Here is a 20,149-nt window from a genome sequence, read left to right as displayed (position 1 = left end):
CGGCGCCCGACGGGTCGGGGAGAATGCCCTGATGAACGAGCTCGCGATCACCGTCATCGGTCGGGACCGGCCGGGCATCGTGGCCGACGTCGCCGAGGTGCTGGCCCGACTGGGCGCGAACCTCACCGACAGCACGATGACGCGGCTGCGGGGGCATTTCGCAATGACCCTCATCTGCACCGGGCCGGCCGCCGCCGAGGTTGAGGCCGCGCTGGCGTCGCTGGCCGCCGAGGGTCAACTGCTGGCGACGGTACGCGCGGTCACCCCCGACGGCGAGGTGCCTGCGGCGGGTGAGCCGTTCGTGATGGCGGTGCACGGTTCGGACCGGATGGGGATCGTCGCGGCGATGACCCGGGTGCTGGTCGACGCCGGCGGTAATGTCACCGACCTGAGTACGCGGTTGGCCGGCCCGCTCTACGTGGTGCTGGCCGAGGTCGAGTTGCCGGCCGGCGTGGCCGACACGCTGATCGACCGGCTGCACCGGACGGCCGCCGAGTTGGGCGTGGAGGTCACCCTCCGGCCAGCGGACCCGGATCTGTTGTGACCGGCGAGGTGAGCGGGCCGGACGGTGACACGTACGCCGGGCTGGGCGATTGGACGCCGGAGTCGCTGGTCGTGCCGGGTGCGGTGCGGGCGGTGGTGTCCGCCCCGCATCCGATGCTGAGCCGGGCCGCCGACGAGGTTGATCCGACGGCGGAGGAGACGGTCCAGCTCGCTGCCGACCTGGTCGCGACGATGCGAGTCTCGCCGGGCTGCGTTGGGCTGGCCGCGCCGCAGGTCGGGGTGGGCGCTCGCGTCTTCGCCGTCGATGTGACCGGGCATCCGAAGGCGGTCACGGTGCATGGCACCTTCGTACTCTGTAATGCCCGGGTGGTCGAGGCGACCCGGTGGAAACCGGGCCGGGAGGGGTGCATGTCGGTGCCGGACCTGACAGGGGACGTGAAGCGGGCCAGTCGGCTGGTGGTGGAGGGTGACCTGCCGGGTACCGGCGAGCAGGTCCGGTTGGTGACCGACGGCTTCGAGGCGCGGGCGTTGCAGCACGAGATCGACCACTGCGCGGGGCTGCTCTTTCTGGACCGGGTTGCCGGTGCGCACGCCGTCTATCAGCGCAAGGTCTACCTCTGATCGGCTGCCGCACCATCAACGCGTCAGTCCTGAATGGACTGTTTCGGGGGTGCCCCGGCGCGACTCCGGCGCGTCGCGTCGCGCTGGCGGGCGTAGCGCGGCTACGGTGGGGGGCATCATGCGTCTGACGGTCGGCCCTCTGTCACCCGCCGTGTACTGGCGGCGTCGTGCCGTCGTACTCGGAGCGGGTCTTCTCTTCCTGATTGTCCTGCTCTACTCCTGCACCGGCTCGGGTCGTTCCGACGGGGGCAAGAAGGCGGGCGCGCCGCCATCCTCGGCGCCGACGTCCGCCGCGTCTCCGGGGCCAGGTGGGCCGATGCTGACACCTCAGACCGGTGCGCCGGCGACGTCCGCCGACACAGGTGCGACGAATCCGAGCCCCGCGGTCACCAGCAACGAACCTCCGCTGGGCGCGGCCGCCGGTTCGGAGGACGACGGCACCTGCACCGACGCGGAGATCAGCGTGGTCTCGGTGGCGAGTCCAAACTCGGTCCAGCGCGGGGCGACGGTCGACCTGCAACTCAAAGTCAAGAACACGTCGGACCGGACGTGCAGTCGGAACGTCGGCGCCGACCTGCAGGAGATCTTCATCAAGTCCGGTGCCGAGAAGATCTGGTCGTCGGACACCTGCGGCAAGGTCCAGGGCTCGGACGTGCAGTCCTTCACGCCGAACTTCGAGCGCTCCTACCGGGTGGCGTGGAACGGTCGGGACACCAGCCGGTGCGACGGCAGCGGGCTGGCCGCCGGGCCGTTCCCGCCGCTCGGGGCATACCAGGTGTTCGCCCGGGTCGGCACGAAGCTCAGCGCGGGCGTGAAGCTCACCGTCACCGGCTGAGCCGGATCAGACGTACCGCTCCAGGATGGATGCCTCGGCGAGCCGGGACAGCCCCTCCCGGACGCCGCGAGCCCGGGCGTCACCGACCCCTTCGACGGCCTGCAGATCCTCCACGGTCGCGCCGAGCAGCCGCTGAAGGCTGCCGAAATGCACGACCAGGCGGTCGACCACCGCCACCGGCAGCCGGGGCACCTTGGCCAACAGTCGGAAGCCCCGGGGGCTGACCGCGGCGTCCAGTGCGTCGGACGCGGCGGGGTAGCCGATCGCCTTGGCGACCGCCACCAGGTCGATCAGCTCGGTGGCGCCGAGCAGATCCAGCTCGACCAGCGCCTCGTCCAGGGTGCGCGACTTCCGGCCGACCGGCAGGTAGTCCCGGATGACCAGCGTCCGGTCGGCGTCCACGCCGGCCATCAGCTCGTCGAGTTGCAGGGCGAGCAGGCGGCCGTCGGTGCCCAGCTCCACCACGTACCCGGCGATCTCGTCGGCGATCCGGCGAACCATCTCCAGTCGCTGCACCACGGCCACCGCGTCCCGCACGGTGACCAGATCCTCGATCTCCAGTGCGGAGAGCGTGCCGGACACCTCGTCCAGCCGGAGCTTGTAGCGCTCCAGGGTGGCGAGCGCCTGGTTGGCCCGGGAGAGGATCGCCGCCGAGTCGTCGAGCACGTGCCGCTGACCGTTGACGTAGAGGCTGATGATCCGCATGGACTGGCTGACCGAGATGACCGGGTAGCCGGTCTGCCGGGCCACCCGCTCGGCGGTGCGGTGCCGGGTGCCGGACTCTTCGGTCGGGATGGACGGGTCGGGCATCAGGTGCACGGCTGCCCGGACGATCCTGGTGCCGTCGCTGGAGAGCACGACGGCGCCGTCCATCTTGCACAGCTCTCGCACCCGCGTCGCGGAGAACTCCACATCCAGCGCGAAGCCGCCGGTGCACAGACCCTCGACGACCTTGTCGTAGCCGAGCACGATGAGCGCGCCGGTGCGGCCGCGCAGGATGCGCTCCAAACCGTCGCGTAAGGCGGTGCCGGGGGCCATCAGGGCAAGGTTGGCCCGCAGCGGATCCCCGGTCCCCCCGGCGGCTCCCGCGGTCACGCTCACGCTGATCGGGCGGGCGGGCGAGCCCACGGCGCCGGTGCGGGCCTGGGGCGGCGCACCGGCTGGCTTGGTGGTATCGCGGTCGATCGGCACGGGCATAGTCTACGGACTGCCGTGCGGTGGGTGCTGTCGTGGTTACTGTGATGTGTCACGATGCGGCCCTTCCAACCGGTTCCCGCTTGCGACGTGCTGTCCGATATCGCCGTCCCCGTCGGCACGATGCGTCACTCGGCGGACGCGCGAGCCGCATGGTGCAGCGCCGAACGGACGTCCGTGACCTCGGTCACCCGCATCTGCTCGGGGCCGGCGCCGGTGCTGGCCGGGCCGCAACCGGGCGGCACCAGGGCCACCTTGAAACCCAGCCGGGCCGCCTCGGCCAGCCGGCGCGGCACCGCACCGACCCGACGCACCTCGCCGGTCAGCCCCACCTCGCCGATCGCCACCAGGTGTGGCGCGATGGCCAGGTTGAGCCCGCCGGAGGCGACCGCCAACGCGACCGCCAGGTCGGCGGCCGGCTCCACCACCCGGATGCCGCCCACCGTGGCGGCGAAGACCTCCCGGTCGTGCAGGGTCAGCCGCTCGGTGCGCCGTTGCAGCACCGCGAGCACCATCGCCAGTCGTGCCGAGTCGAGGCCGGAGACGGTGCGTCGGGGAGAGCCGGCCACCGTCGCGCCGATCAGGGCCTGCACCTCGGTGACCAGGGCCCGCCGCCCCTCCATCGCCACGGTCACGCAGGTGCCCGGGACCGGCTCCGCGTAGCGGGTCAGGAACAGCCCGGACGGGTCGGCCAGGCTGCTGATGCCGCCCTCGTGCATCTCGAAGCAGCCGACCTCGTCGGCCGCGCCGAACCGGTTCTTCACGCCGCGCACCAGGCGCAGCGAGGAATGCTTGTCACCCTCGAAGTACAAAACCACATCGACCAGGTGCTCCAGCACCCGAGGCCCGGCCACCTGGCCGTCCTTGGTGACGTGCCCGACCAACACGGTGGCGATGCCCCGCTCCTTCGCGACCGAGACCAGCGCGGAGGTGACCGCGCGCACCTGGGTCACCCCGCCGGGCACCCCCTCGGTGCCGGTGGTCGAGATGGTCTGCACCGAGTCGAGCACCAGCAGGCCCGGTTTGACCGCGTCGAGGTGCCCGAGCACCGAGGCCAGGTCGCTCTCCGCCGCAAGGTAGAGCTTGTCGTGCAGGGCGCCCATCCGCTCGGCGCGCAGGCGCACCTGACTTACCGACTCTTCCCCACTGACCACCAGCGAGGGGCTGCCCGCGCCGACCGCCCACTGCTGCGCCACGTCGAGCAGCAGGGTCGACTTGCCCACGCCGGGCTCGCCAGCGAGCAGCACCACGGCCCCGGGGACCAGGCCACCGCCGAGCACCCGGTCGAGCTCGCTCACCCCGGTGGGACGGGCGCGGGCCGGAGCGGCGCTGATGGTGGCGATCGGCCGGGCTGGCTCGGCCGGCATCCGGGAGCTGACCACCCGACCGGAGACGGTCGGGCCGGTGACCGTGCTCTCGACCACCGCGCCCCACTCGCCGCACTCCGGGCAGCGCCCCACCCACTTGGGCGGCTGGTGCCCGCAGGCGTCGCACTCGTAGGCCGGACGCGGCTCGCGGGTGGTGGACCGACCACGGGCGGCACCGGCCGTGCCGCCACGCGGAGGGGTCGATCGGGAGGTGGTCACATCAAAACGCTAGTCCTCGCGTACGACGAAAACACCCCGGCGTGGTGGTCACCACGCCGGGGTGTTTGTCGATGTGCAGGTCGGGTCACTCGTGGGCCGTGTCGCCCTCGTAGCCGCCCTCGCGCTCGATGATCGGCGACGGGGGTGCCGCCGGCGTGAGCGGCACCGCGATCGGCGCCTGGCCGGTCACCGTGTTGCCGTTACCGAAGTCGAAGGTCACGAGGACGTTCTGACCGGAGCGCAGCGCCTCGGTCAGGCCGATCAGCCGGAGCTGCGTGGTGGCCTCGGAGTTGAACTGGATGTAGCTCAGCGGAGCCAGCTCGATCCGGGCCGGCTGACCCGGGGCGGCAGGGCTGGCCGAGCCCGACGCCCGCGCCGACTCCGGAGCGGACGGGGTGGCCGAGGACGACCCGGTCTCCGACGGGGTCGCCGACGGGCTGGCCGAGCCGGACGCGGAGGTCGACGGGCTCTGCGAGCCGGAGGGGGTCGGGCTGGTGGAGGCGGACGGCGACGGGCTCGCCGAGCCGCCGCCGATCACGACCTCGCGGGCGCTCTCGGTGGTGACGGTGACGGTCACCGTCTCCTTGGAGTCGTTGTAGATCACGGCGCTGAGCGCAGCGTCCTGGCCGGCCCGGTAGCCCTCGACGCCCGGGTAGTCCACCAGCAAGCCCCGCACGTAGAAGGATCCGTTGCTGGTCGTGAGGCTGACGCCCTGGACCGACGGCTCCTTCAGCGCGGTCTCGGCGACCTGACCGGTGCCGCATCCGGAGGCCAGCAGGCCGGCCGCCGCAATCCCGGACAGCAACAGGGCCGCCCGCCGGGATCCCCTGATCGAGCGCGTCACGTCGGTCCTCCTCGTCACAATCCCCACCCGGGTCGTACGCCGGGCACGGTGGCCATACCCGCGCAGACCGCGCTCCAGGGTAGTTGGGACTGATCGAGGCCCGCACGCGGACCCGGCAATGCCACCTGGCCGGGTGCCGTTCACACCACCCGACCGCTCGCCACCAGCAGAACCACATCGATCAGGGCCACCAGCATCACCGCGCGGAACGCGGACACCGGCCGCCGGCCGGCCCGGACCGCCGAGCGCCCGGCGTACCAGCTCAGTGGCGGCACCACGGCGGCCGTGCCGACCGCTGCCACCCCGATCGCCGACGGCGGCCCGGGGGGCCCGAGGACCAGGGTCGCCGTCGCCGCGAGGAGCAGACCGGCCGCCGCCGCCTGGCTGCTGGCGGCACCCAGGCGGTGTGGCAGGCCGCGCACCCCGGTCCGAGCGTCGTCGGCCAGGTCGGGCAGCACGTTGGCGAAGTGCGCGCCGGCGCCCAGGAGCGCCGCCGCCGCCAACAGCCAGGCCGGTGGAGTTGGCTGACCGGGTAGCGCCAGCACCACGAAGGCGGGCAGCGCGCCGAAGGAGACGGCGTACGGCAGCACCGAGAACGCGGTGGCCTTCAGCGGCCAGTCGTAGAGCAGCGCCGAGACGAGGGCCACGGTCAGCCAGAACGCCGCCGTCGGGTTGGCGGTCAGCGCCAGCAACGGACAGGCCACCGCGGCCGCCGCCGCGGCCCAGGCCGTGGTGCGCCGGCCGACCGCGCCGGCGGCGACCGGCTTGTCGGTACGCCCCACAGTGGCGTCCCGCTCGGCGTCCAGTGCGTCGTTGGTCCAGCCGACGGCAAGCTGACTGGCCAGCACGGCGAGCACCACGGAGACGATTCCGATCGGCCGGTGGCCCACCCCCCAGGCCAGCAGACCGGCAACCGTGGTGACCGCTGCGGTCGGTTCCGGATGGCTCGCTCTGACCAGCCCTAACACCCTCGACGACATAAGGAAAGTCTGGTCGTTACCGAGCAGTCGTGCCACGCTCGGTGCCATGCGAGACGTGGCTGCGGCCGAGGCGTCCACCGATCCCAGGTTGCTGCCGCGCAACGATCCGCGCCAGTACGACGACCTGGCCGGTGAGTGGTGGCGGCCGGATGGCGCGTTCGCGATGCTGCACTGGCTGGCTGAGGCTCGCGCGGCGCTGGTGCCACCGGCCACCCGCCCCGACGCGTTGCTGGTCGATCTGGGTTGCGGTGCCGGTCTGCTCGCGCCGCACCTGATCGGCAAGGGCTACCGCCACGTCGGGGTGGATCTGACCCGCTCGGCGTTGGTGCAGGCAGCCGAGCACGGGGTGCGCGTGATCCAGGGCGATGCCACCGCGGTCCCGCTCCCGGACGGTTGCGCCGACGTGGTCTCCGCGGGCGAGTTGCTGGAGCATGTGCCGGCCTGGCCGCGCGCGGTGGCCGAGGCGTGCCGGTTGCTGCGCCCGGGCGGTCTGCTGGTGTTGGACACCCTGAACGACACCGCGCTGGCCCGGCTCGTCGCGGTGCGGATCGCCGAGCGGCTGCCGACGGTGCCGCGCGGCATCCACGATCCACGGTTGTTCGTGGACGCCCGTGCGTTGGTTGCCGAATGCGCTAGGCACGGCGTCGATCTGCGACTGCGGGGCATCCGTCCGCAGGTCGGCGGCCTGGTTGCCTGGCTGCTGCGTCGCGCCCGCGCGGCCGGGTCGGCCGATCCGGCACCTGCCGGCCGCGCTCCGCGCATCGTGCCGACCCGGTCCACCGCCGTGTTGTACCAGGGTCGGGGGGTCCGAACCGGATAGTCGGGTCGGGGCGGGGTATGGGACGCCGAGGAGGGAGCGATATGACGGTGCATGCGCTTGAGGCGGCCCGCCGGTTGGCGCCGCGGTTCGCCGCGCGGGCGGCGGAGCACGACCGGAACGGCTCCTTTCCGGTGGACGACTTCCGGGACCTGCGGGAGGCCGGCCTGTTCGGGCTGATGGTGCCGCGGGCGCTGGGCGGCCTGGGAGCCACCTTCGCCGAGTACGCCGCAGTGGCCACTGAGCTTGCTCGGGGCAACGGAGCGACGGCCCTGGTGTTCAACATGCACGCCTCGGTGACCGGAGCGCTGGGCGCGGTCACCGAGGAACTGGCCGAGGCGCTGGGCGTGCCGGACGAGGCGTTGGCTGCCCGGGACCGGTTGCTCAGCGCAGCGGCGCAGGGCTCCTGGTACGCGGTCGCGATGAGTGAGCGTGGCGCCGGTGCCCGGCTGTCGCAGCTGAGCACGGTCTACGAGGCGACCGACGGGGGTTGGCATCTCAAGGGCAGCAAGACGTTCTGTTCCGGCGCCGGGCACGCCGACGGTTACCTGGTCGCGGCGCGCAGCGCGGCCGACCAGTCGGTTGTCTCGCAGTTCCTGGTGCCGGCCGGCGATGGTCTGACCGTGGAGCCGACCTGGGACTCCCTCGGCATGCGCGCCACCTCTTCACACGACCTGCACCTGGACGTCACCGTGCCGGCCGACCGCCTGCTCGGCGGGGTGGAGGGGCTGGCGCTGGTGGTCGCCCAGCTCATGCCGCACTGGCTCGTGGCCAGCTACGCGGCCGTCTACGTGGGGGTGGCCCGAGCGGCGATCGACGCGGCGGCCGAGCATCTCAACGCCCGCAACCTGGCTGGCCTGCCCGCGGTGCGAGCCCGGCTGGGTCGGGCGGACGCGGCGACGGCGGCCGCGCAGCTGGTGGTCACCGAGGCGGCCCGCCGGGTGGACGAGGCGCCGGGCGACGAAGATACCAACCGCTGGGTATGGCGGGCGAAGCTGCTCGCCGGCACCACGGCCGCCGAGGTGGCGGCCTCGGTGCTGGAGGCGGCGGGCACCTCGGCGACCCGCCGTGGTCATCCGCTGGAACGGCTCTACCGCGATGCCCGCTGCGGTTCGCTGCACCCGGCCACGTCGGACGTCTGCGCCGACTGGCTCGGCATCGCCGCGCTGGGCGGCGACCCGGATCGTGACGGATCGGCACCGCGTTGGTGAGCCGGCCTTGCGGGACTCGCGCGGGAGACAGACCGGCCGGGGTGGCTGGTGGGACGGCCAGGGGGAGGACAGCGTCTGACGAAAGGTGGGATCGTGTCCGTACCAGTGATCGCGGGGCTCGGGGCTGCACAGCCGCCGTCCGCTTCGCAGGACGAGTTGTGGGAGGGCTTCTTCTCCCGGCACTTTTCCGGCACCACCCGGTCGTTGGCCCAGCGGATCTTCGCGAACTCGGGGGTGACCCGGCGGCAGGCCGCGGTCAATCCTCTTCTGGAGGACGTCTCGGACTGGCCGACCGAGCGCCGGATGCGCCGCTATCAGGTGGAGGCTCTGCCCCTGGGCAAGGAGGCGGTGGGCCGTGCGTTGACTGCCGCCGGGCTGGGCGCCGGCGACATCGGGCTGTTCATCGTCTGCTCCTGCACGGGCTACGCCACCCCCGGCTTGGACATCCTGCTCGCTCGGGACCTCGGCATGGCGGCGGACACCCAGCGGATGTTCGTCGGCCACATGGGCTGTTACGCGGCGCTGCCGGGGCTCGGCGCGGCGAGTGACTTCGTCACCGCCCGGGGGCGACCGGCGCTGCTGCTCTGCGCGGAGCTGACCAGCCTGCACATCCAACCGTCCAGCGCCAGGGTGGACACCCAGCAGATCGTGTCCCACGCACTCTTCTCGGACGCCGCGGTCGCCGCCGTGGTCACGCCGGGCGGTCCGGGGTACGCGATGCGCGAGGTCACCTCCGTCACCGACACTTCGACGGCCGATCACATGACCTGGGACGTCACCGACGCCGGCTTCCGGATGGGGCTGTCACCGAAGGTGCCGCAGGTGCTTTCGAGGCATGTCCGCGGGCTGGTCGACGATCTGCTGGCCCGGCACGGGGTCACCAGCTCCGAGGTGGACGGTTGGGCGGTGCACCCGGGCGGGCCGCGGATCCTCAACGTGGTTGAGCGTGAGTTGGCGTTGCCCCCGGAGGGGCTGGCGGCGTCTCGCGCGACGCTCGACGAGCACGGCAACTGCTCGTCGCCGACCGTGCTGCTGATCCTGGACCGCCTGGGCCGTGCGACGCCGGCGGCTCGACGCATCGTCATGCTGGCGTTCGGCCCCGGCCTCACCCTCTACGCCGCCCTGCTCGATCGACAGGAGTGAACTTCCGGTGACCCGGCCGGTACGCTCGCTGGATGGATGCGACGGCGGACGACCGGCTGCGGTCGGCGGTGTTGTTCGGCGCTGCGGTGGCGGCCCTGACCGTCGGTGGCTGGTGGTGGCACGCTGCCGCGCCCGCCTCGACGGTCGGGTCGGCTGCTTTTTCGGCGGCGGCCTCGCCGACCGTGGGGCCGAGCGTCAGCACCGCGTTGGACCGCGCCCTGGTCGTCAGGGCAGCCGGTGAGCGGCTGACGATCGTGGGCCCGACGGAGATGGTACGAACGGAGATCGATTCGGCCACCGGCATGATCACCGACATCGAGGGCGATCCGAGCTGGCTCTTCTTCCAGGGTGAGCTGCCCTCGTTTCGCGAGACGATCTGGCGCGAGCAGACGGCACTCGTTCCGGGAGAGCGCGTCGTCCGACAGGCGGCGGGCAGCGATTCCCGGCAGTTGCTGCAATACCGGTGCACCAGGCCGGGCACGCTGCTGGTGACGATCTTCGGGGCCGACCTGTCCGGGCCGTCCGAGATCGACTGTGACGGCATGACCACCAGCGCCGAGGTGTTCTCGCACGGCAGGCCGTTCCGGGTGTCGTTGGCGACGGCGGCAGAGCGGGAGATCGACGTCGAGGCGCAGCTCGTCACTCTGCCCCGCTAGAGCTGGTCACCGAGTTCCTCGCGATCATGCAGTTGCTGCCTCGACGTAGGGGGCATTTCACGCATCTCGGCGACCGGAACTGCAGATCGGCGCGGCGGGGCGGGTTACGTCCTGCCGCTGTCAGGGGGCCAGGGCGGTCAGGTCAGTCCGGTACGTCTCGACCGGCCCCAGGTCGGGCAGCACCCGGGTCACCTTGCCGGTGCGGTCGACCAGCAGGGCGGTCGCGGTGCCGGGGCGGGCCGGTTGGCCCAGGAACGAGCGCAGCCCTCCGGCGGGGTCGGCCAGCGCGCGGGCGTGCCGCTGGTTGGTGGGCCCGGCCGGGACGGTCCGCCCTCCGGTGACGGTGACCACGGAGACACCGGCGGGCGCTGCCGCCAGGGCGTCGGCGACGCGCTCCGGGCAGGGGCAGCCGTCCAGCAGGATGATCATGGCGGGCAGCAGGCCGCGCAGTGGCACCGGCGCCTGGCTCGCGTCGACCAGGTCCAGCGCGGGCAGGGCCCGCCCGGTGAGGGTCGCGGGCGGCGAGTAGGGGGCCGGGGCCGGACGGTCGGTGCTGCGGCTGGCTCGTGGCCAGGTGGCCACGAGCAGACCGGTCAGCGTGGTGAGGACCACCACCAGCAGAACCAGCAACGGCAGGCCCAGAGCCCGGTGGCCGCCGGGCAGGCCGGTGGCCCTGCGCAGCTCGCGGCGGATCTGGGCGGCCTCGGCGGCGAGCGCGGAGGCGTCGTCGGGGATCACCACGCGGCCCCATGCGGGCGGCAGGCCGGGCAGGCCGTCGGCTGGCCCCGGGCCCTCTGCATCCGGCTTGCCCATCGGACCTCCTGGAAGCGTCTCGAGAGCGGAGTGCGGCTCGGTCTCCAGGGTCGCGCACCAGGGGCACCTCCCGCTACATCTGGGCGCAGTCCCGCCGGCCGGGCTACCATGGGAGGAGCGCATAGCCCTTGATCTCGACGTTCTGTTCACCCGCATCGGGCAGTCATCCGTGCGTTACGGAGCGTGTTCGAACCATTGGTTTGACCGCCTGTCAAGCTGAAGCAAGACCTCTCACAGGGCCCCTGAGCTGCGCCAATGGTCAGGACATCGGAGAGACATCGCTGCCTGACCGTGTTACCCTAGACACAGCGAAAGGGGTTTCGAACCTATGGTTTTCAGTGTCGGCGAGACCGTTGTTTACCCCCACCACGGGGCCGCACTCATCGAGGCAATCGAGACTCGGATCATCAAGGGCGAGCCTAAGAAATACCTCGTCCTGAGGGTCGCGCAGGGTGACCTGACGGTCCGGGTGCCCGCCGAGAATGCCGAGATCGTGGGTGTGCGCGAGGTGGTCGGCGAAGAGGGCCTCGGTCTGGTCTTCGACGTTCTCCGGGCTCCGCACACCGAGGAGCCGACCAACTGGTCGCGGCGTTACAAGGCCAACCTGGAAAAGCTGGCTTCCGGCAACCCGCTGAAGGTCGCCGAGGTCGTCCGCGACCTGTGGCGCCGGGAGCGGGAGCGGGGCCTCTCTGCGGGCGAGAAGCGGATGCTGGCCAAGGCCCGCGACATTCTCGTCGGCGAGGTCGCGTTGGCGGAGAAGAGCACCAAGGACGAGGCGGAGATGCTGCTCGACAAGGTCCTCACCGAGGCCTAGTCCGCACAGCATCGTCGTACCCACTAAGTAGCGAAGAAACCACCGAGGACCGCGACGTGACCGCGCAGCTCAATCCGCGCGGTGACGTCGCGGTCCTTGTGCCTGCGGCGGGTGCCGGCGTACGGCTCGGCCCCGGCCGACCCAAGGCGCTGCGCCTGCTCGCCGGCGAGCCGCTCCTGGTGCACGCCGTGCGTCGGCTGGCCGCCGCACCTTCGGTGCACACGATCGTGGTGGCCGCGCCGGTCGCCGACGTGGAGGTCGTCCGCGAACTGCTGACCCCGGTTGCGTCGGTGATCGTGGTAGCAGGCGGTGCGGAACGACAGGCGTCGGTGGCCGCCGCGTTGGCTGCGGTGCCCGCCGGCCCGATGATCGTCCTGGTGCATGACGCCGCCCGCGCGCTCACCCCGCCTGAGCTCGTCGAATCCGTCGCGGCGGCGGTCCGTGCCGGGTGCGACGCGGTGATCCCAGTCCTGCCGGTCGTTGACACGATCAAGGAGGTCGGTGCCGGCGAGGTGGTGCTCGGCACCGTCGACCGTTCCGCCCTGCGTGCGGTGCAGACCCCGCAGGGTTTCCGCCGGGCCGTGCTCAGCGCCGCGCACACCGCCGCCAGCGACTCCCTCACTGACGACGCCGGGCTTGTCGAGAAGCAGGGCATCACAGTGAGCTGCGTGCCGGGCTCGGAGTATGCCCTGAAAATCACCCGACCGTTCGACCTGGCTCTGGCGGAGCATCTGCTTGCCGCCGCCGGTTGACGCGTACCCTCTGATCATGATCGTTCCCCGGGTGGCCATCGGCACCGACGTGCACGCGTTCGAGCCCGGCCGGCCCTGCTGGGTGGCCGGCCTGCTCTGGCCCGACCAGGACGGCCTCGCCGGGCACTCGGACGCCGATGTGGTCGCGCACGCCGCCTGCAACGCGCTGCTCTCCGCCGCCGGCCTCGGTGATCTCGGCTCGGCCTTCGGGGTGGGCGAGCCGGAGTGGGCCGGCGCGTCCGGGGTCGCCCTGCTGACCGAGACGGCCCGCCGGGTGCGCGCCGCCGGCCTGGAAATCGGCAACGTGTCCGTGCAGGTCGTCGGCAACCGCCCCAAGATCGGCCGGCGCCGTGCGGAGGCACAGGAGGTGCTCTCCGCAGCCGTCGGCGCCCCGGTCACCGTCTCCGCCGCGACCACCGACGGGCTCGGCTTCACGGGCCGCGAGGAAGGGTTGGCCGGCGTCGCGGTGGCGCTGGTGTACGACGCACCGGCCACCTAGGCTCGCCGCGATGTCCAGCGACCCCGCCCCCGATCAGTCCGCCGCCGACGGCTATGTCCAGCGGGCCCAACTTCTCGCCGAGCTCGGCCGTCACGACGAGGCGGCCGGAGAGCTGACCTACGGGCTGGCCCTGCGGCCGGATGACGTGGACGCCCTCACCATGCTGGCCCGGGTGCACCTGGCCGCCGGCCGTCCGGCCGAGGCGCTCACCGCCGCGGACACGGCCGTGGCGGCCGCACCGGAGGCACTCCCGCCGCTGGCTGCCAGGGGCATGGCGTTGGCCGACCTGGAGCGCTACTCCGAGTCGGCCGCCACTGCCGACCGGATCCTCGCCCTCGGCCCGGCCGACGCGTACGCCCAACGGAGCGCGGCGGCGATCCTGGCCGGTGCCCGCAACGGCCAGCCGGCGCTGAACGCGGCCTGGCGCGGGGTCGAACTGGCCCCGGAGGAGCCGCAGGCGCATCTGGTGCTCAGCCTGGTCGCCGCCCGGCTGGACCTGTTCGACCTGGCTGAGCGGGCCTACCGGGAGGCGTTGCGGCTCGACCCGCGCATCGCCGAGGCCGGCCACGACGTGGGTGTCCTGCGACTGGAGCAGCGCTGCTGGTCGGAGGCGTTGGAACACGTTGCCGAGGCCGTGACGATCAGCCCGAGCCGAATCGACTCGCCGCGGACCCTCGCGTACGGCCTGCACCGCCTGGTGCTCTACGGCGCGGGTTGGTCGCTGCTGGCGGCGGTGCTGGTCGCGTTCGCGGCCTCGATGAGCGACGGGTTCTCCCGAATCCTGGCGGTGCTCGCCGCGCTCACCGGCGGGATCGTCGTCTGGCAGCTCGCGGCCCGGCTGCCGGGACTGACCCGGAGCGTCCTGCCCGCCATGTTGCACTCGGACCGGGCGATGGCCCTGGCGATCTACGCCGTGGCCGCCGCGCCGGTGCTGCTGCTGGCGTACGCGGTGGTCGGCTCGCCGTGGCCGCTGGTGCTGGCCATCGCCGTCACGGCGATCGCCGAGCTCGCCGTCTTCACCCGCACCGCGATCCGTTCCTGATCTAGACGCGACGCGCCCAGGTCCAGGCGTAGCCCTCGTCCTCGCAGCCGCTGGCGGCGTCGCAGAGATCCAGGGGGCGGAAGGTATCGACCATGACGGCCAACTCGTCGAAGTGGTCGGCGCCGATGGAACGCTCGGCGGCACCCGGCTGGGGGCCGTGGGTGAAACCGGACGGGTGCAGGGAGATCGAGCCCTGCTCGATGCCGGAGCCGCGCCGGGCCTCGTAGTTGCCGCCGGTGTAGAAGAGCATCTCGTCGGAGTCCACGTTGTGGTGGTTGTACGGCACCGGGATCGCATCCGGGTGGTAGTCGACCTTGCGCGGCACGAACGAGCAGATGACGAAGTTGGGGCCCTGGAAGGTCTGGTGCACCGGCGGGGGCTGGTGGATGCGGCCGGTGATCGGCTCGAAGTCGTGGATGGAGAATGCCCACGGGTAGAGGTGCCCGTCCCAGCCGACCACGTCGAACGGGTGGTTGGCGTAGACGTAGCGGGTCCAGCCACGCCGGTGGCGGACCAGCACCTCGACCTCCTCGCCGTCGACGAGCAGCGGGGCGTCGGGGCCGCGGACGTCGCGCTCGCAGTACGGCGAGTGCTCCAGGAACTGGCCGCGTACGGAGAGGTAGCGCTTCGGCGGGCCGATGTGCCCGGCCGCCTCGACGGTGAGCAGCCGGACGGGCTGGTCACCGGTGGGCACGAGCCGGTGGATGGTCGAGGTGGGGATGATGACGTAGTCGCCGGCGACCGCGTCCAGCACCCCGAACGGGGACTCGACCCGCAGGGTGCCCGACTCGACGTAGAGGCAGTGGTCGCCGGTGGCGTCGCGGAACAGCGGTGAGGGCCGGTCGGCGAGCACGTACCCGATCCGGACGTCGTCGTTGGCGAGCAGGTACTGCCGGCCGAGGACCGGGTCGGCGCCGCCGGTGTCCAGCTTGTGGGTGCGCAGGTGGCGGGGCTTGAGCGGCAGGTTCGGTGCCCGGGTGTACGCGGGCGGGGTGAACTCGTCGGCGGCCAGGATCGCGGTGGGCGCGTGCCGGTGGTAGAGCAGGGACGAGTCGGAGGAGAAGCCTTCCTGGCCCATCAGCTCCTCGGCGTAGAGGCTGCCATCGGGCTGACGGAACTGGGTGTGGCGCTTGCGCGGCACCTCGCCGACGCTGCGGTAATACGGCATCTCGCCTCCCGATATGTCCCGCCCATCGGCCAGGAGTGTCCGATAATCGGACGCTGTTGTCCGTTCCTCGTAGCGTCCCGTACATTCTTGTTCCGTGTCAACGCAGGTGCCCCCGCTTCTCGACGGCCTGGTGGACGACGCCGCCGTCTTCCCTCCCGGCAGCGCCGCGCTTCACGACGCGCTGACCGCCCACCGTCAGCACCGCACCGCCTGGTACGCCGACCTGGTCGGCCCGCTGCTGATCCCCGCCTCGGACGTGGCGGCCGGTGAGCTGAGCGGTCTCGTCGATCCCGGCGAGGGCCTGGTGGTCGGCGTGATCGGTGACACCGGGATCGGGAGCCTGCCGTTCGCGCTCTCGTTCCTGGCACCGGATGGCGTCACCGCCCGCCAGGTCGAGGTGGCGGTCGCCAAGCGCGGCGAGGACCCGCTGCCCGGCATCGCCGAGTTGCTGCGCCTGACCGATGCCATGCCGGGCGTCGAGGCCGTCTACGCCGAACTGCCGCTGACCTTCGGACTGATGGGCGCGCTGGACGCGCTCGCCGCCGCCCGGGACGACGGGGTGCCGATCGCGGCCAAGTTCCGCACCGGCGGCCTGGCCGCCGAACTCTTCCCCACGCCAGCCGGACTGGCCGCGGTGATCTGCGCGTGCCGCGACCGGGGCCTGCCGTTCAAGCTCACCGCCGGGCTGCACCAGGCGGTCCGGCACGTGGACCCGGAGACCGGGTTTACCCACCACGGCTACGCCAACGTGTTGGCCGCGACCCTGGCAGCCGCCGACGGTGACGGTGTGGAGACGGTCGCCGAGCTGCTGACCGTGGTCGATCCGCGCCCGCTGCTGGAGCGCGCGACCGCCCGGCTGGACGCGTCCCGCCCACTGTGGGTCGGCTTCGGCTCGTGCAGCATCCTGGAACCACTGACCGATCTGATCCGGCTTGGGCTGGTGAACGGGGGCTACGACGCATGACCTGGGTGACCGGCGCTGACGGTTCGCCGTACGGGGTGACGAACCTGCCGTACGGGGTGTTCCGGTCCGACGGGGGTCAGTCGCGGATCGGCGTACGGATCGGGTCATGGGTGTTCGACCTGGCCGCGGCCGAGGCCGCCGAGCTGGTGCTGGCTGCCGGTGCGCTGTGCCGGCCCACCCTCAACGACTTCATGGCACTGGGTCGTCCGCAGTGGACTGCGGTGCGGCAGCGGATCACCGAGCTGCTGACCGACCCGGCGCACCGGGCCGCGGTGGAACCGCTGCTCGTGCCCCTCGCCGAGGTGGAGCTGCTGCTTCCGATCGAGGTGGCCGACTACGTCGACTTCTACTCCTCCGAGCACCACGCGTCGAACGTGGGGCAGATCTTCCGCCCCGGCCAGCCGCCGCTGCTGCCCAACTGGAAGCACCTGCCGATCGGCTACCACGGGCGGGCCGGCACGGTGGTGGTCTCCGGCACGCCGGTGATCCGGCCGACCGGGCAGCGGGCCTCCGCCGATGGCCCGGTCACCGGCCCATCGGTACGCCTCGACATCGAGGCCGAGGTCGGCTTCGTGGTGGGCGTACCCAGTTCGTTGGGTGCTCGGGTGTCCGTCGACGACTTCGCCGAGCACGTGTTCGGGGTGGTGCTGGTCAACGACTGGTCGGCCCGGGACATCCAGGCCTGGGAGTACCAACCACTCGGCCCGTTCCTCGGAAAGTCGTTCGCCACCTCGGTTTCGGCCTGGGTGACGCCGCTGGACGCGCTCAGCGATGCCTTCGTGCCGGCCCCCGACCAGGACCCGCCGGTGGTCGACTACCTGCGGGACGTGCCGCACCTGGGCCTGGACCTCCGACTGGCGGTCGAGTGGAACGGCGAGCAGGTCAGCGAGCCCCCGTTCGCCACCATGTACTGGACGCCGGCACAGCAGTTGGCGCACCTCACCGTCAACGGCGCGTCACTGCGCACCGGCGACCTGTACGCCTCCGGCACCGTCTCCGGCCCGGACCGATCCCAGGTCGGTTCGTTCCTGGAACTGACCTGGGGCGGGGCCGAGCCGGTCCAGGTGGGCGACGAGAGGCGCACCTTCCTCGCCGACGGCGACACGGTGACCATCACCGCCACCGCTCCCGGCCCGGACGGCTCCACCATCGCCCTCGGCGAGGTCACCGGCACGGTTCGCCCGGCCCGCTGAGCCGCCCTGTCGCTTGGCCGCTGAGCGGGCCGGGCGCTGGGATCGTTGCGCGGGCCTGTCGCCGGGCCCGCCAGCTACCCGGCCCGCCAGCCACCTGGCTCAGTCGGGCACCTCCACCCGACCCGGCGCGGGTTTGACCCACTGTCCGGCGGGCCGTCCCGCCGGTGGGACTGGTGATCGCACCGGCTGTGCGATCACCAAGCCCCGTTGCCCCGTTGGTTGACGCGGATCATGTCGTCCCGCCATCCGGCACGGACCGGGCCTCTGCCCGTCTGCCAGTGGTGGGGCAATTCCATCGCACACGGAGGTAACCACGATGCACGACTTTGCGGGAGCGATCTGGCGGACCAGCAGCCGCTCGAACGACCAGGGACTCTGCGTGGAGGTGGCGGACAACCTGGTCGATGTCCTCGGCGTTGTCGGGGTCCGCGACTCCAAGGACCAGGCCGGACCCACACTGGCTGTCAGCCCGCCGGGGTGGACGGCGTTCATCGGCGCCGCCCGGGGTGGCCGCTTCGAACGCTGACCGGCGCGCCGGCAACGGTCGACGACCGGCCAAGCGAATGCCGAAACGGACAGCGTGGCCTCCGGGTGGTGGAAATTCCGTCCCGGGGGTCACGCTCGGCCCACACTCCGCGTACCGTCGGGCACACGGGAGGGTGGCATGTCGACGGTGGCGGTTACCGGGTTCATCGAGGCGCACGCTGTCGATGTCTGGCGTCTGCTGACCGACCTGCCCGGCCGGGCGGCCCGGCTGACCGGGGCCGGCCCGATCGAGGTGCTCACCCCGGGTCCGTTCGGGCCGGGCACGGCCTGGCGTGAGGAGCGTGCCCAGCCGGGCGGCGGCACGCTGACCGAGGAGTTTCTGGTGGTGGAGGCGTTCACCCCGCAGCGGCTGGTGCTCTGTTCCTCCGGTGCCGGCGTGGATTACCGGATCACCTGGAGCCTGCGGCCGGTCCGCCGTCGCCGTCGGGGTTGCACGGCGATCACCGTCACCCAGGAGGCGGTGCCGACCGCCCCGTACGGTCGGGTGGTGGCGCTGCTGCTCGGCGGGCTCGCCGCGCGGGCGGTCGAGGTGGCGCTCCGGCGTGATCTCGCCGACCTGGCCGTCGCGGCCGGTGCCATCGGCTCCGTCGAAGCCGCCTGAGCCCCTGCCGGTCACGTCCGCCCGCTGCGGCGCGCGACCTGATCGGGGTGTGGCCGGTTCCGCTGGGTAGGGTGCCGGGCGGAGGTGCGGCATGGGGTTCCCGAGGGGCCGGCGACGGCTCGTGCTGGTGGTCGCGGCGCTGCTCGCGATCGCGGCCGTCGCGGTCATCGTCCACCGGGTGCTCGCGCCGGCAGAGGTGAGCACGGTGGCGCGGGCTGACTACCCGGCCCCGGCCCGGCCGGCTGCCGGAGTGGTCGGTCGACTGCCCGTCGCCCCGTTGATCGTGGACGCGAGGCTGCGGGTGTACGCCGCACACCGCCAGGTCTACGCCGACCGTCCGGTCGACGGGCGGCACCGGACCACCCCGTACTGGTCGTACCGGCGCTGGCCCGCGGAGCTGACCGGGGTCGTGGCCAGCGGCAGCACGGTGGTCAGTCGGTGGTCCGATGGTCAACTTGTCGCACTCGCCGCGCCAACCGGCCGGGTGCTCTGGAAAACCGACGGCCCGGAACCCGCCACGAGTGGGGCGGTGGTGCGGCGAACCGGTGCGGCCACCGTCTGGGACCCGCGCGGGCTTCAGCTCACCGACCTCCCGGACGGCCGAACGGTGCTGGTCGTCAGCGGGGACACCCAGGCGCGTGGGGTCGAGTTGAGTGGCGGTCGGGAGCTGTGGCGGGTCGATCTACCCGGCAGTTGCCGCAGCGACGTTGGCACCACCGCCTCCGGGCAGGTGATCGGTCTGGACACCTGCACCGCGCCGGCCACGGTCGAGTTCCGGGACGCGGCGACTGGCGCCGTGCGCGAGCGCTGGCGACCGCCGGGTGCCCCGGACGAGTTGGTGGTGACTCCGCTCGGCTGTCGTACCGGCCGGTCGGACTGCCTGGCCCTGCGGACCGCCGGTCCGGGCGACGCGGGCGGGCGGGGTTGGTTGCTGAGTGCCGGCGAGCCGGTCGCCGCCCCCGCGCTGGATCCGGCCGGCGCCACGCTGGTCGGCGAGCAGGCGGTCGTCGTGCTCGACGGGGTGGCGGTGGGTCGGTCGGCGCGTACGGGCACCGAGCTGTGGCGGTCCGCGGACCTGGGCACGGCACGGGTGCTGGCCGCACAGCCTGGCCGGGTGCACCTGCTGACCGAGGCGAACGACCTGGTGACGCTGGACCCGGCGACTGGCACGCAGTTGTCCCGCTTCTCGCTCAACGTCGGCTCGGATGGGACCGGCTGGGCGCCCGGTGCGGTGACAGCCGAGGACGGCTACCTCGCCGTGGAACGGCTGCGCAAGCCGGTCGACCCGAACGGGGACGACCAGCGTTACTACCTGACCTCCGAGGCGGTGATCCTGGCCGCCACCTGATCCTGGCCGCGACGATCG

The 20,149-nt window shown here is 72.4% G+C and carries 22 protein-coding genes; 16 read left to right on the top strand and 6 right to left on the bottom strand.

Translation table 11 applies throughout. The features are described from left to right. The first annotated feature begins 31 nt into the window (after nt 1–31). The 3 genes from OG811_RS08820 to OG811_RS08810 all read left to right on the top strand — a co-directional run bounded on the left by OG811_RS08820 (nt 32) and on the right by OG811_RS08810 (nt 1,960). Nucleotides 32–544: a glycine cleavage system protein R gene (locus OG811_RS08820; RefSeq protein ID WP_406073281.1), complete on the top strand. Its 513-nt coding sequence runs from the start codon at nt 32–34 to the stop codon at nt 542–544. Beyond that, nucleotides 541–1,125 (top strand): peptide deformylase, encoded by a 585-nt coding sequence (locus tag OG811_RS08815; protein WP_406073279.1) that lies wholly within the window; start codon nt 541–543, stop codon nt 1,123–1,125. Before OG811_RS08820 ends, OG811_RS08815 begins: the two co-directional genes overlap by 4 nt. Nucleotides 1,126–1,243: 118 nt before the next feature. After that, nucleotides 1,244–1,960, top strand: coding sequence for a hypothetical protein (locus tag OG811_RS08810; protein WP_406073278.1), 717 nt, complete (start codon nt 1,244–1,246; stop codon nt 1,958–1,960). A 6-nt stretch (nt 1,961–1,966) separates the two neighbouring features. On the opposite strand, the gene disA is transcribed toward OG811_RS08810, so the two are convergent. From disA to OG811_RS08790, 4 genes are all read right to left on the bottom strand, one after another. Then, nucleotides 1,967–3,151, bottom strand: coding sequence for a DNA integrity scanning diadenylate cyclase DisA (gene disA, locus OG811_RS08805; RefSeq protein WP_272613959.1), 1,185 nt, complete (start codon nt 3,149–3,151; stop codon nt 1,967–1,969). 131 nt (nt 3,152–3,282) lie between these two features. Further along, entirely contained in the window at nt 3,283–4,740 is a 1,458-nt protein-coding gene (gene radA / locus OG811_RS08800; protein WP_406073276.1) for a DNA repair protein RadA, read from the bottom strand. Between the two features lie 85 nt (nt 4,741–4,825). Further along, nucleotides 4,826–5,584, bottom strand: coding sequence for a hypothetical protein (locus tag OG811_RS08795; RefSeq protein ID WP_406073274.1), 759 nt, complete (start codon nt 5,582–5,584; stop codon nt 4,826–4,828). Nucleotides 5,585–5,724: 140 nt separating this feature from the next. After that, the gene (locus OG811_RS08790; protein WP_406075603.1) at nt 5,725–6,564 is read right to left on the bottom strand and encodes a UbiA family prenyltransferase; all 840 of its coding nucleotides are present in this window, start codon (nt 6,562–6,564) and stop codon (nt 5,725–5,727) included. A 46-nt stretch (nt 6,565–6,610) separates the two neighbouring features. Here OG811_RS08790 and OG811_RS08785 point away from each other — a divergent pair, with 46 nt between their 5' ends. The 4 genes from OG811_RS08785 to OG811_RS08770 all read left to right on the top strand — a co-directional run bounded on the left by OG811_RS08785 (nt 6,611) and on the right by OG811_RS08770 (nt 10,391). Beyond that, on the top strand, nt 6,611–7,384 hold the full coding sequence (locus OG811_RS08785; protein ID WP_406073272.1) for a class I SAM-dependent methyltransferase: 774 nt from the start codon (nt 6,611–6,613) through the stop codon (nt 7,382–7,384). 41 nt (nt 7,385–7,425) lie between these two features. Further along, nucleotides 7,426–8,592, top strand: coding sequence for an acyl-CoA dehydrogenase family protein (locus tag OG811_RS08780; protein WP_406073271.1), 1,167 nt, complete (start codon nt 7,426–7,428; stop codon nt 8,590–8,592). A gap of 93 nt (nt 8,593–8,685) precedes the next feature. After that, the gene (locus OG811_RS08775; RefSeq protein ID WP_406073269.1) at nt 8,686–9,735 is read left to right on the top strand and encodes a type III polyketide synthase; all 1,050 of its coding nucleotides are present in this window, start codon (nt 8,686–8,688) and stop codon (nt 9,733–9,735) included. 32 nt (nt 9,736–9,767) lie between these two features. Then, nucleotides 9,768–10,391: a hypothetical protein gene (locus OG811_RS08770; protein WP_406073267.1), complete on the top strand. Its 624-nt coding sequence runs from the start codon at nt 9,768–9,770 to the stop codon at nt 10,389–10,391. A gap of 120 nt (nt 10,392–10,511) precedes the next feature. On the opposite strand, the gene OG811_RS08765 is transcribed toward OG811_RS08770, so the two are convergent. Beyond that, a complete protein-coding gene (locus OG811_RS08765; protein WP_406073265.1) occupies nt 10,512–11,204 on the bottom strand; it encodes a hypothetical protein in 693 nt (230 codons plus the stop codon). 328 nt (nt 11,205–11,532) lie between these two features. Here OG811_RS08765 and OG811_RS08760 point away from each other — a divergent pair, with 328 nt between their 5' ends. From OG811_RS08760 to OG811_RS08745, 4 genes are read left to right on the top strand one after another with little or no spacing between them, the layout of a single operon-like run. After that, nucleotides 11,533–12,018, top strand: a complete 486-nt coding sequence (locus OG811_RS08760; RefSeq protein WP_272613946.1) for a CarD family transcriptional regulator — start codon at nt 11,533–11,535, stop codon at nt 12,016–12,018. A 56-nt stretch (nt 12,019–12,074) separates the two neighbouring features. Continuing rightward, nucleotides 12,075–12,770, top strand: coding sequence for a 2-C-methyl-D-erythritol 4-phosphate cytidylyltransferase (ispD, locus tag OG811_RS08755; protein WP_406073263.1), 696 nt, complete (start codon nt 12,075–12,077; stop codon nt 12,768–12,770). Nucleotides 12,771–12,783: 13 nt separating this feature from the next. After that, entirely contained in the window at nt 12,784–13,269 is a 486-nt protein-coding gene (ispF, locus tag OG811_RS08750; protein ID WP_406075602.1) for a 2-C-methyl-D-erythritol 2,4-cyclodiphosphate synthase, read from the top strand. 10 nt (nt 13,270–13,279) lie between these two features. Beyond that, the gene (locus OG811_RS08745; RefSeq protein ID WP_406073262.1) at nt 13,280–14,311 is read left to right on the top strand and encodes a tetratricopeptide repeat protein; all 1,032 of its coding nucleotides are present in this window, start codon (nt 13,280–13,282) and stop codon (nt 14,309–14,311) included. Nucleotide 14,312: 1 nt separating this feature from the next. Here OG811_RS08745 and OG811_RS08740 read toward each other — a convergent pair whose 3' ends face one another. Continuing rightward, nucleotides 14,313–15,479: a homogentisate 1,2-dioxygenase gene (locus OG811_RS08740; protein WP_406073260.1), complete on the bottom strand. Its 1,167-nt coding sequence runs from the start codon at nt 15,477–15,479 to the stop codon at nt 14,313–14,315. 94 nt (nt 15,480–15,573) lie between these two features. Between OG811_RS08740 and OG811_RS08735 the strand changes: the two genes are divergently transcribed. The 5 genes from OG811_RS08735 (at nt 15,574) to OG811_RS08715 (ending at nt 20,131) form a co-directional block, all read left to right on the top strand. Further along, nucleotides 15,574–16,443 (top strand): hypothetical protein, encoded by an 870-nt coding sequence (locus tag OG811_RS08735; protein WP_406073258.1) that lies wholly within the window; start codon nt 15,574–15,576, stop codon nt 16,441–16,443. Then, nucleotides 16,440–17,636, top strand: coding sequence for a fumarylacetoacetase (fahA, locus tag OG811_RS08730; protein ID WP_406073256.1), 1,197 nt, complete (start codon nt 16,440–16,442; stop codon nt 17,634–17,636). Before OG811_RS08735 ends, fahA begins: the two co-directional genes overlap by 4 nt. A gap of 316 nt (nt 17,637–17,952) precedes the next feature. Continuing rightward, nucleotides 17,953–18,162 (top strand): DUF397 domain-containing protein, encoded by a 210-nt coding sequence (locus tag OG811_RS08725; protein ID WP_406073254.1) that lies wholly within the window; start codon nt 17,953–17,955, stop codon nt 18,160–18,162. A gap of 138 nt (nt 18,163–18,300) precedes the next feature. Next, nucleotides 18,301–18,783, top strand: a complete 483-nt coding sequence (locus OG811_RS08720; protein ID WP_406073253.1) for an SRPBCC family protein — start codon at nt 18,301–18,303, stop codon at nt 18,781–18,783. A gap of 91 nt (nt 18,784–18,874) precedes the next feature. Beyond that, complete coding sequence (locus OG811_RS08715; protein ID WP_406073251.1) at nt 18,875–20,131, top strand: pyrrolo-quinoline quinone; 1,257 nt, start codon at nt 18,875–18,877, stop codon at nt 20,129–20,131. Nucleotides 20,132–20,149: the final 18 nt, after the last annotated feature.

This window comes from Micromonospora sp. NBC_01638, from assembly GCF_045209745.1.
Lineage (GTDB): Bacteria > Actinomycetota > Actinomycetes > Mycobacteriales > Micromonosporaceae > Micromonospora.
The sequence above is the reverse complement of the archived record's forward strand: the minus strand, read 5'-3'. Positions and strand labels throughout refer to the sequence as shown.

Excerpts from the sequence above, each read along its gene's own strand:
- OG811_RS08780 (WP_406073271.1), top strand. The coding sequence starts at position 7,426 with ATGACGGTGCATGCGCTTGAGGCGGCCCGCCGGTTGGCGCCGCGGTTC.
- OG811_RS08785 (WP_406073272.1), top strand. The coding sequence starts at position 6,611 with ATGCGAGACGTGGCTGCGGCCGAGGCGTCCACCGATCCCAGGTTGCTG.
- OG811_RS08765 (WP_406073265.1), bottom strand. The coding sequence starts at position 11,204 with ATGGGCAAGCCGGATGCAGAGGGCCCGGGGCCAGCCGACGGCCTGCCC.
- OG811_RS08725 (WP_406073254.1), top strand. The coding sequence starts at position 17,953 with ATGCACGACTTTGCGGGAGCGATCTGGCGGACCAGCAGCCGCTCGAAC.
- OG811_RS08790 (WP_406075603.1), bottom strand. The coding sequence starts at position 6,564 with ATGTCGTCGAGGGTGTTAGGGCTGGTCAGAGCGAGCCATCCGGAACCG.
- OG811_RS08715 (WP_406073251.1), top strand. The coding sequence starts at position 18,875 with ATGGGGTTCCCGAGGGGCCGGCGACGGCTCGTGCTGGTGGTCGCGGCG.
- OG811_RS08720 (WP_406073253.1), top strand. The coding sequence starts at position 18,301 with ATGTCGACGGTGGCGGTTACCGGGTTCATCGAGGCGCACGCTGTCGAT.
- OG811_RS08745 (WP_406073262.1), top strand. The coding sequence starts at position 13,280 with ATGTCCAGCGACCCCGCCCCCGATCAGTCCGCCGCCGACGGCTATGTC.
- fahA (WP_406073256.1), top strand. The coding sequence starts at position 16,440 with ATGACCTGGGTGACCGGCGCTGACGGTTCGCCGTACGGGGTGACGAAC.
- OG811_RS08810 (WP_406073278.1), top strand. The coding sequence starts at position 1,244 with ATGCGTCTGACGGTCGGCCCTCTGTCACCCGCCGTGTACTGGCGGCGT.
- OG811_RS08770 (WP_406073267.1), top strand. The coding sequence starts at position 9,768 with ATGGATGCGACGGCGGACGACCGGCTGCGGTCGGCGGTGTTGTTCGGC.
- OG811_RS08740 (WP_406073260.1), bottom strand. The coding sequence starts at position 15,479 with ATGCCGTATTACCGCAGCGTCGGCGAGGTGCCGCGCAAGCGCCACACC.
- OG811_RS08760 (WP_272613946.1), top strand. The coding sequence starts at position 11,533 with ATGGTTTTCAGTGTCGGCGAGACCGTTGTTTACCCCCACCACGGGGCC.
- OG811_RS08820 (WP_406073281.1), top strand. The coding sequence starts at position 32 with ATGAACGAGCTCGCGATCACCGTCATCGGTCGGGACCGGCCGGGCATC.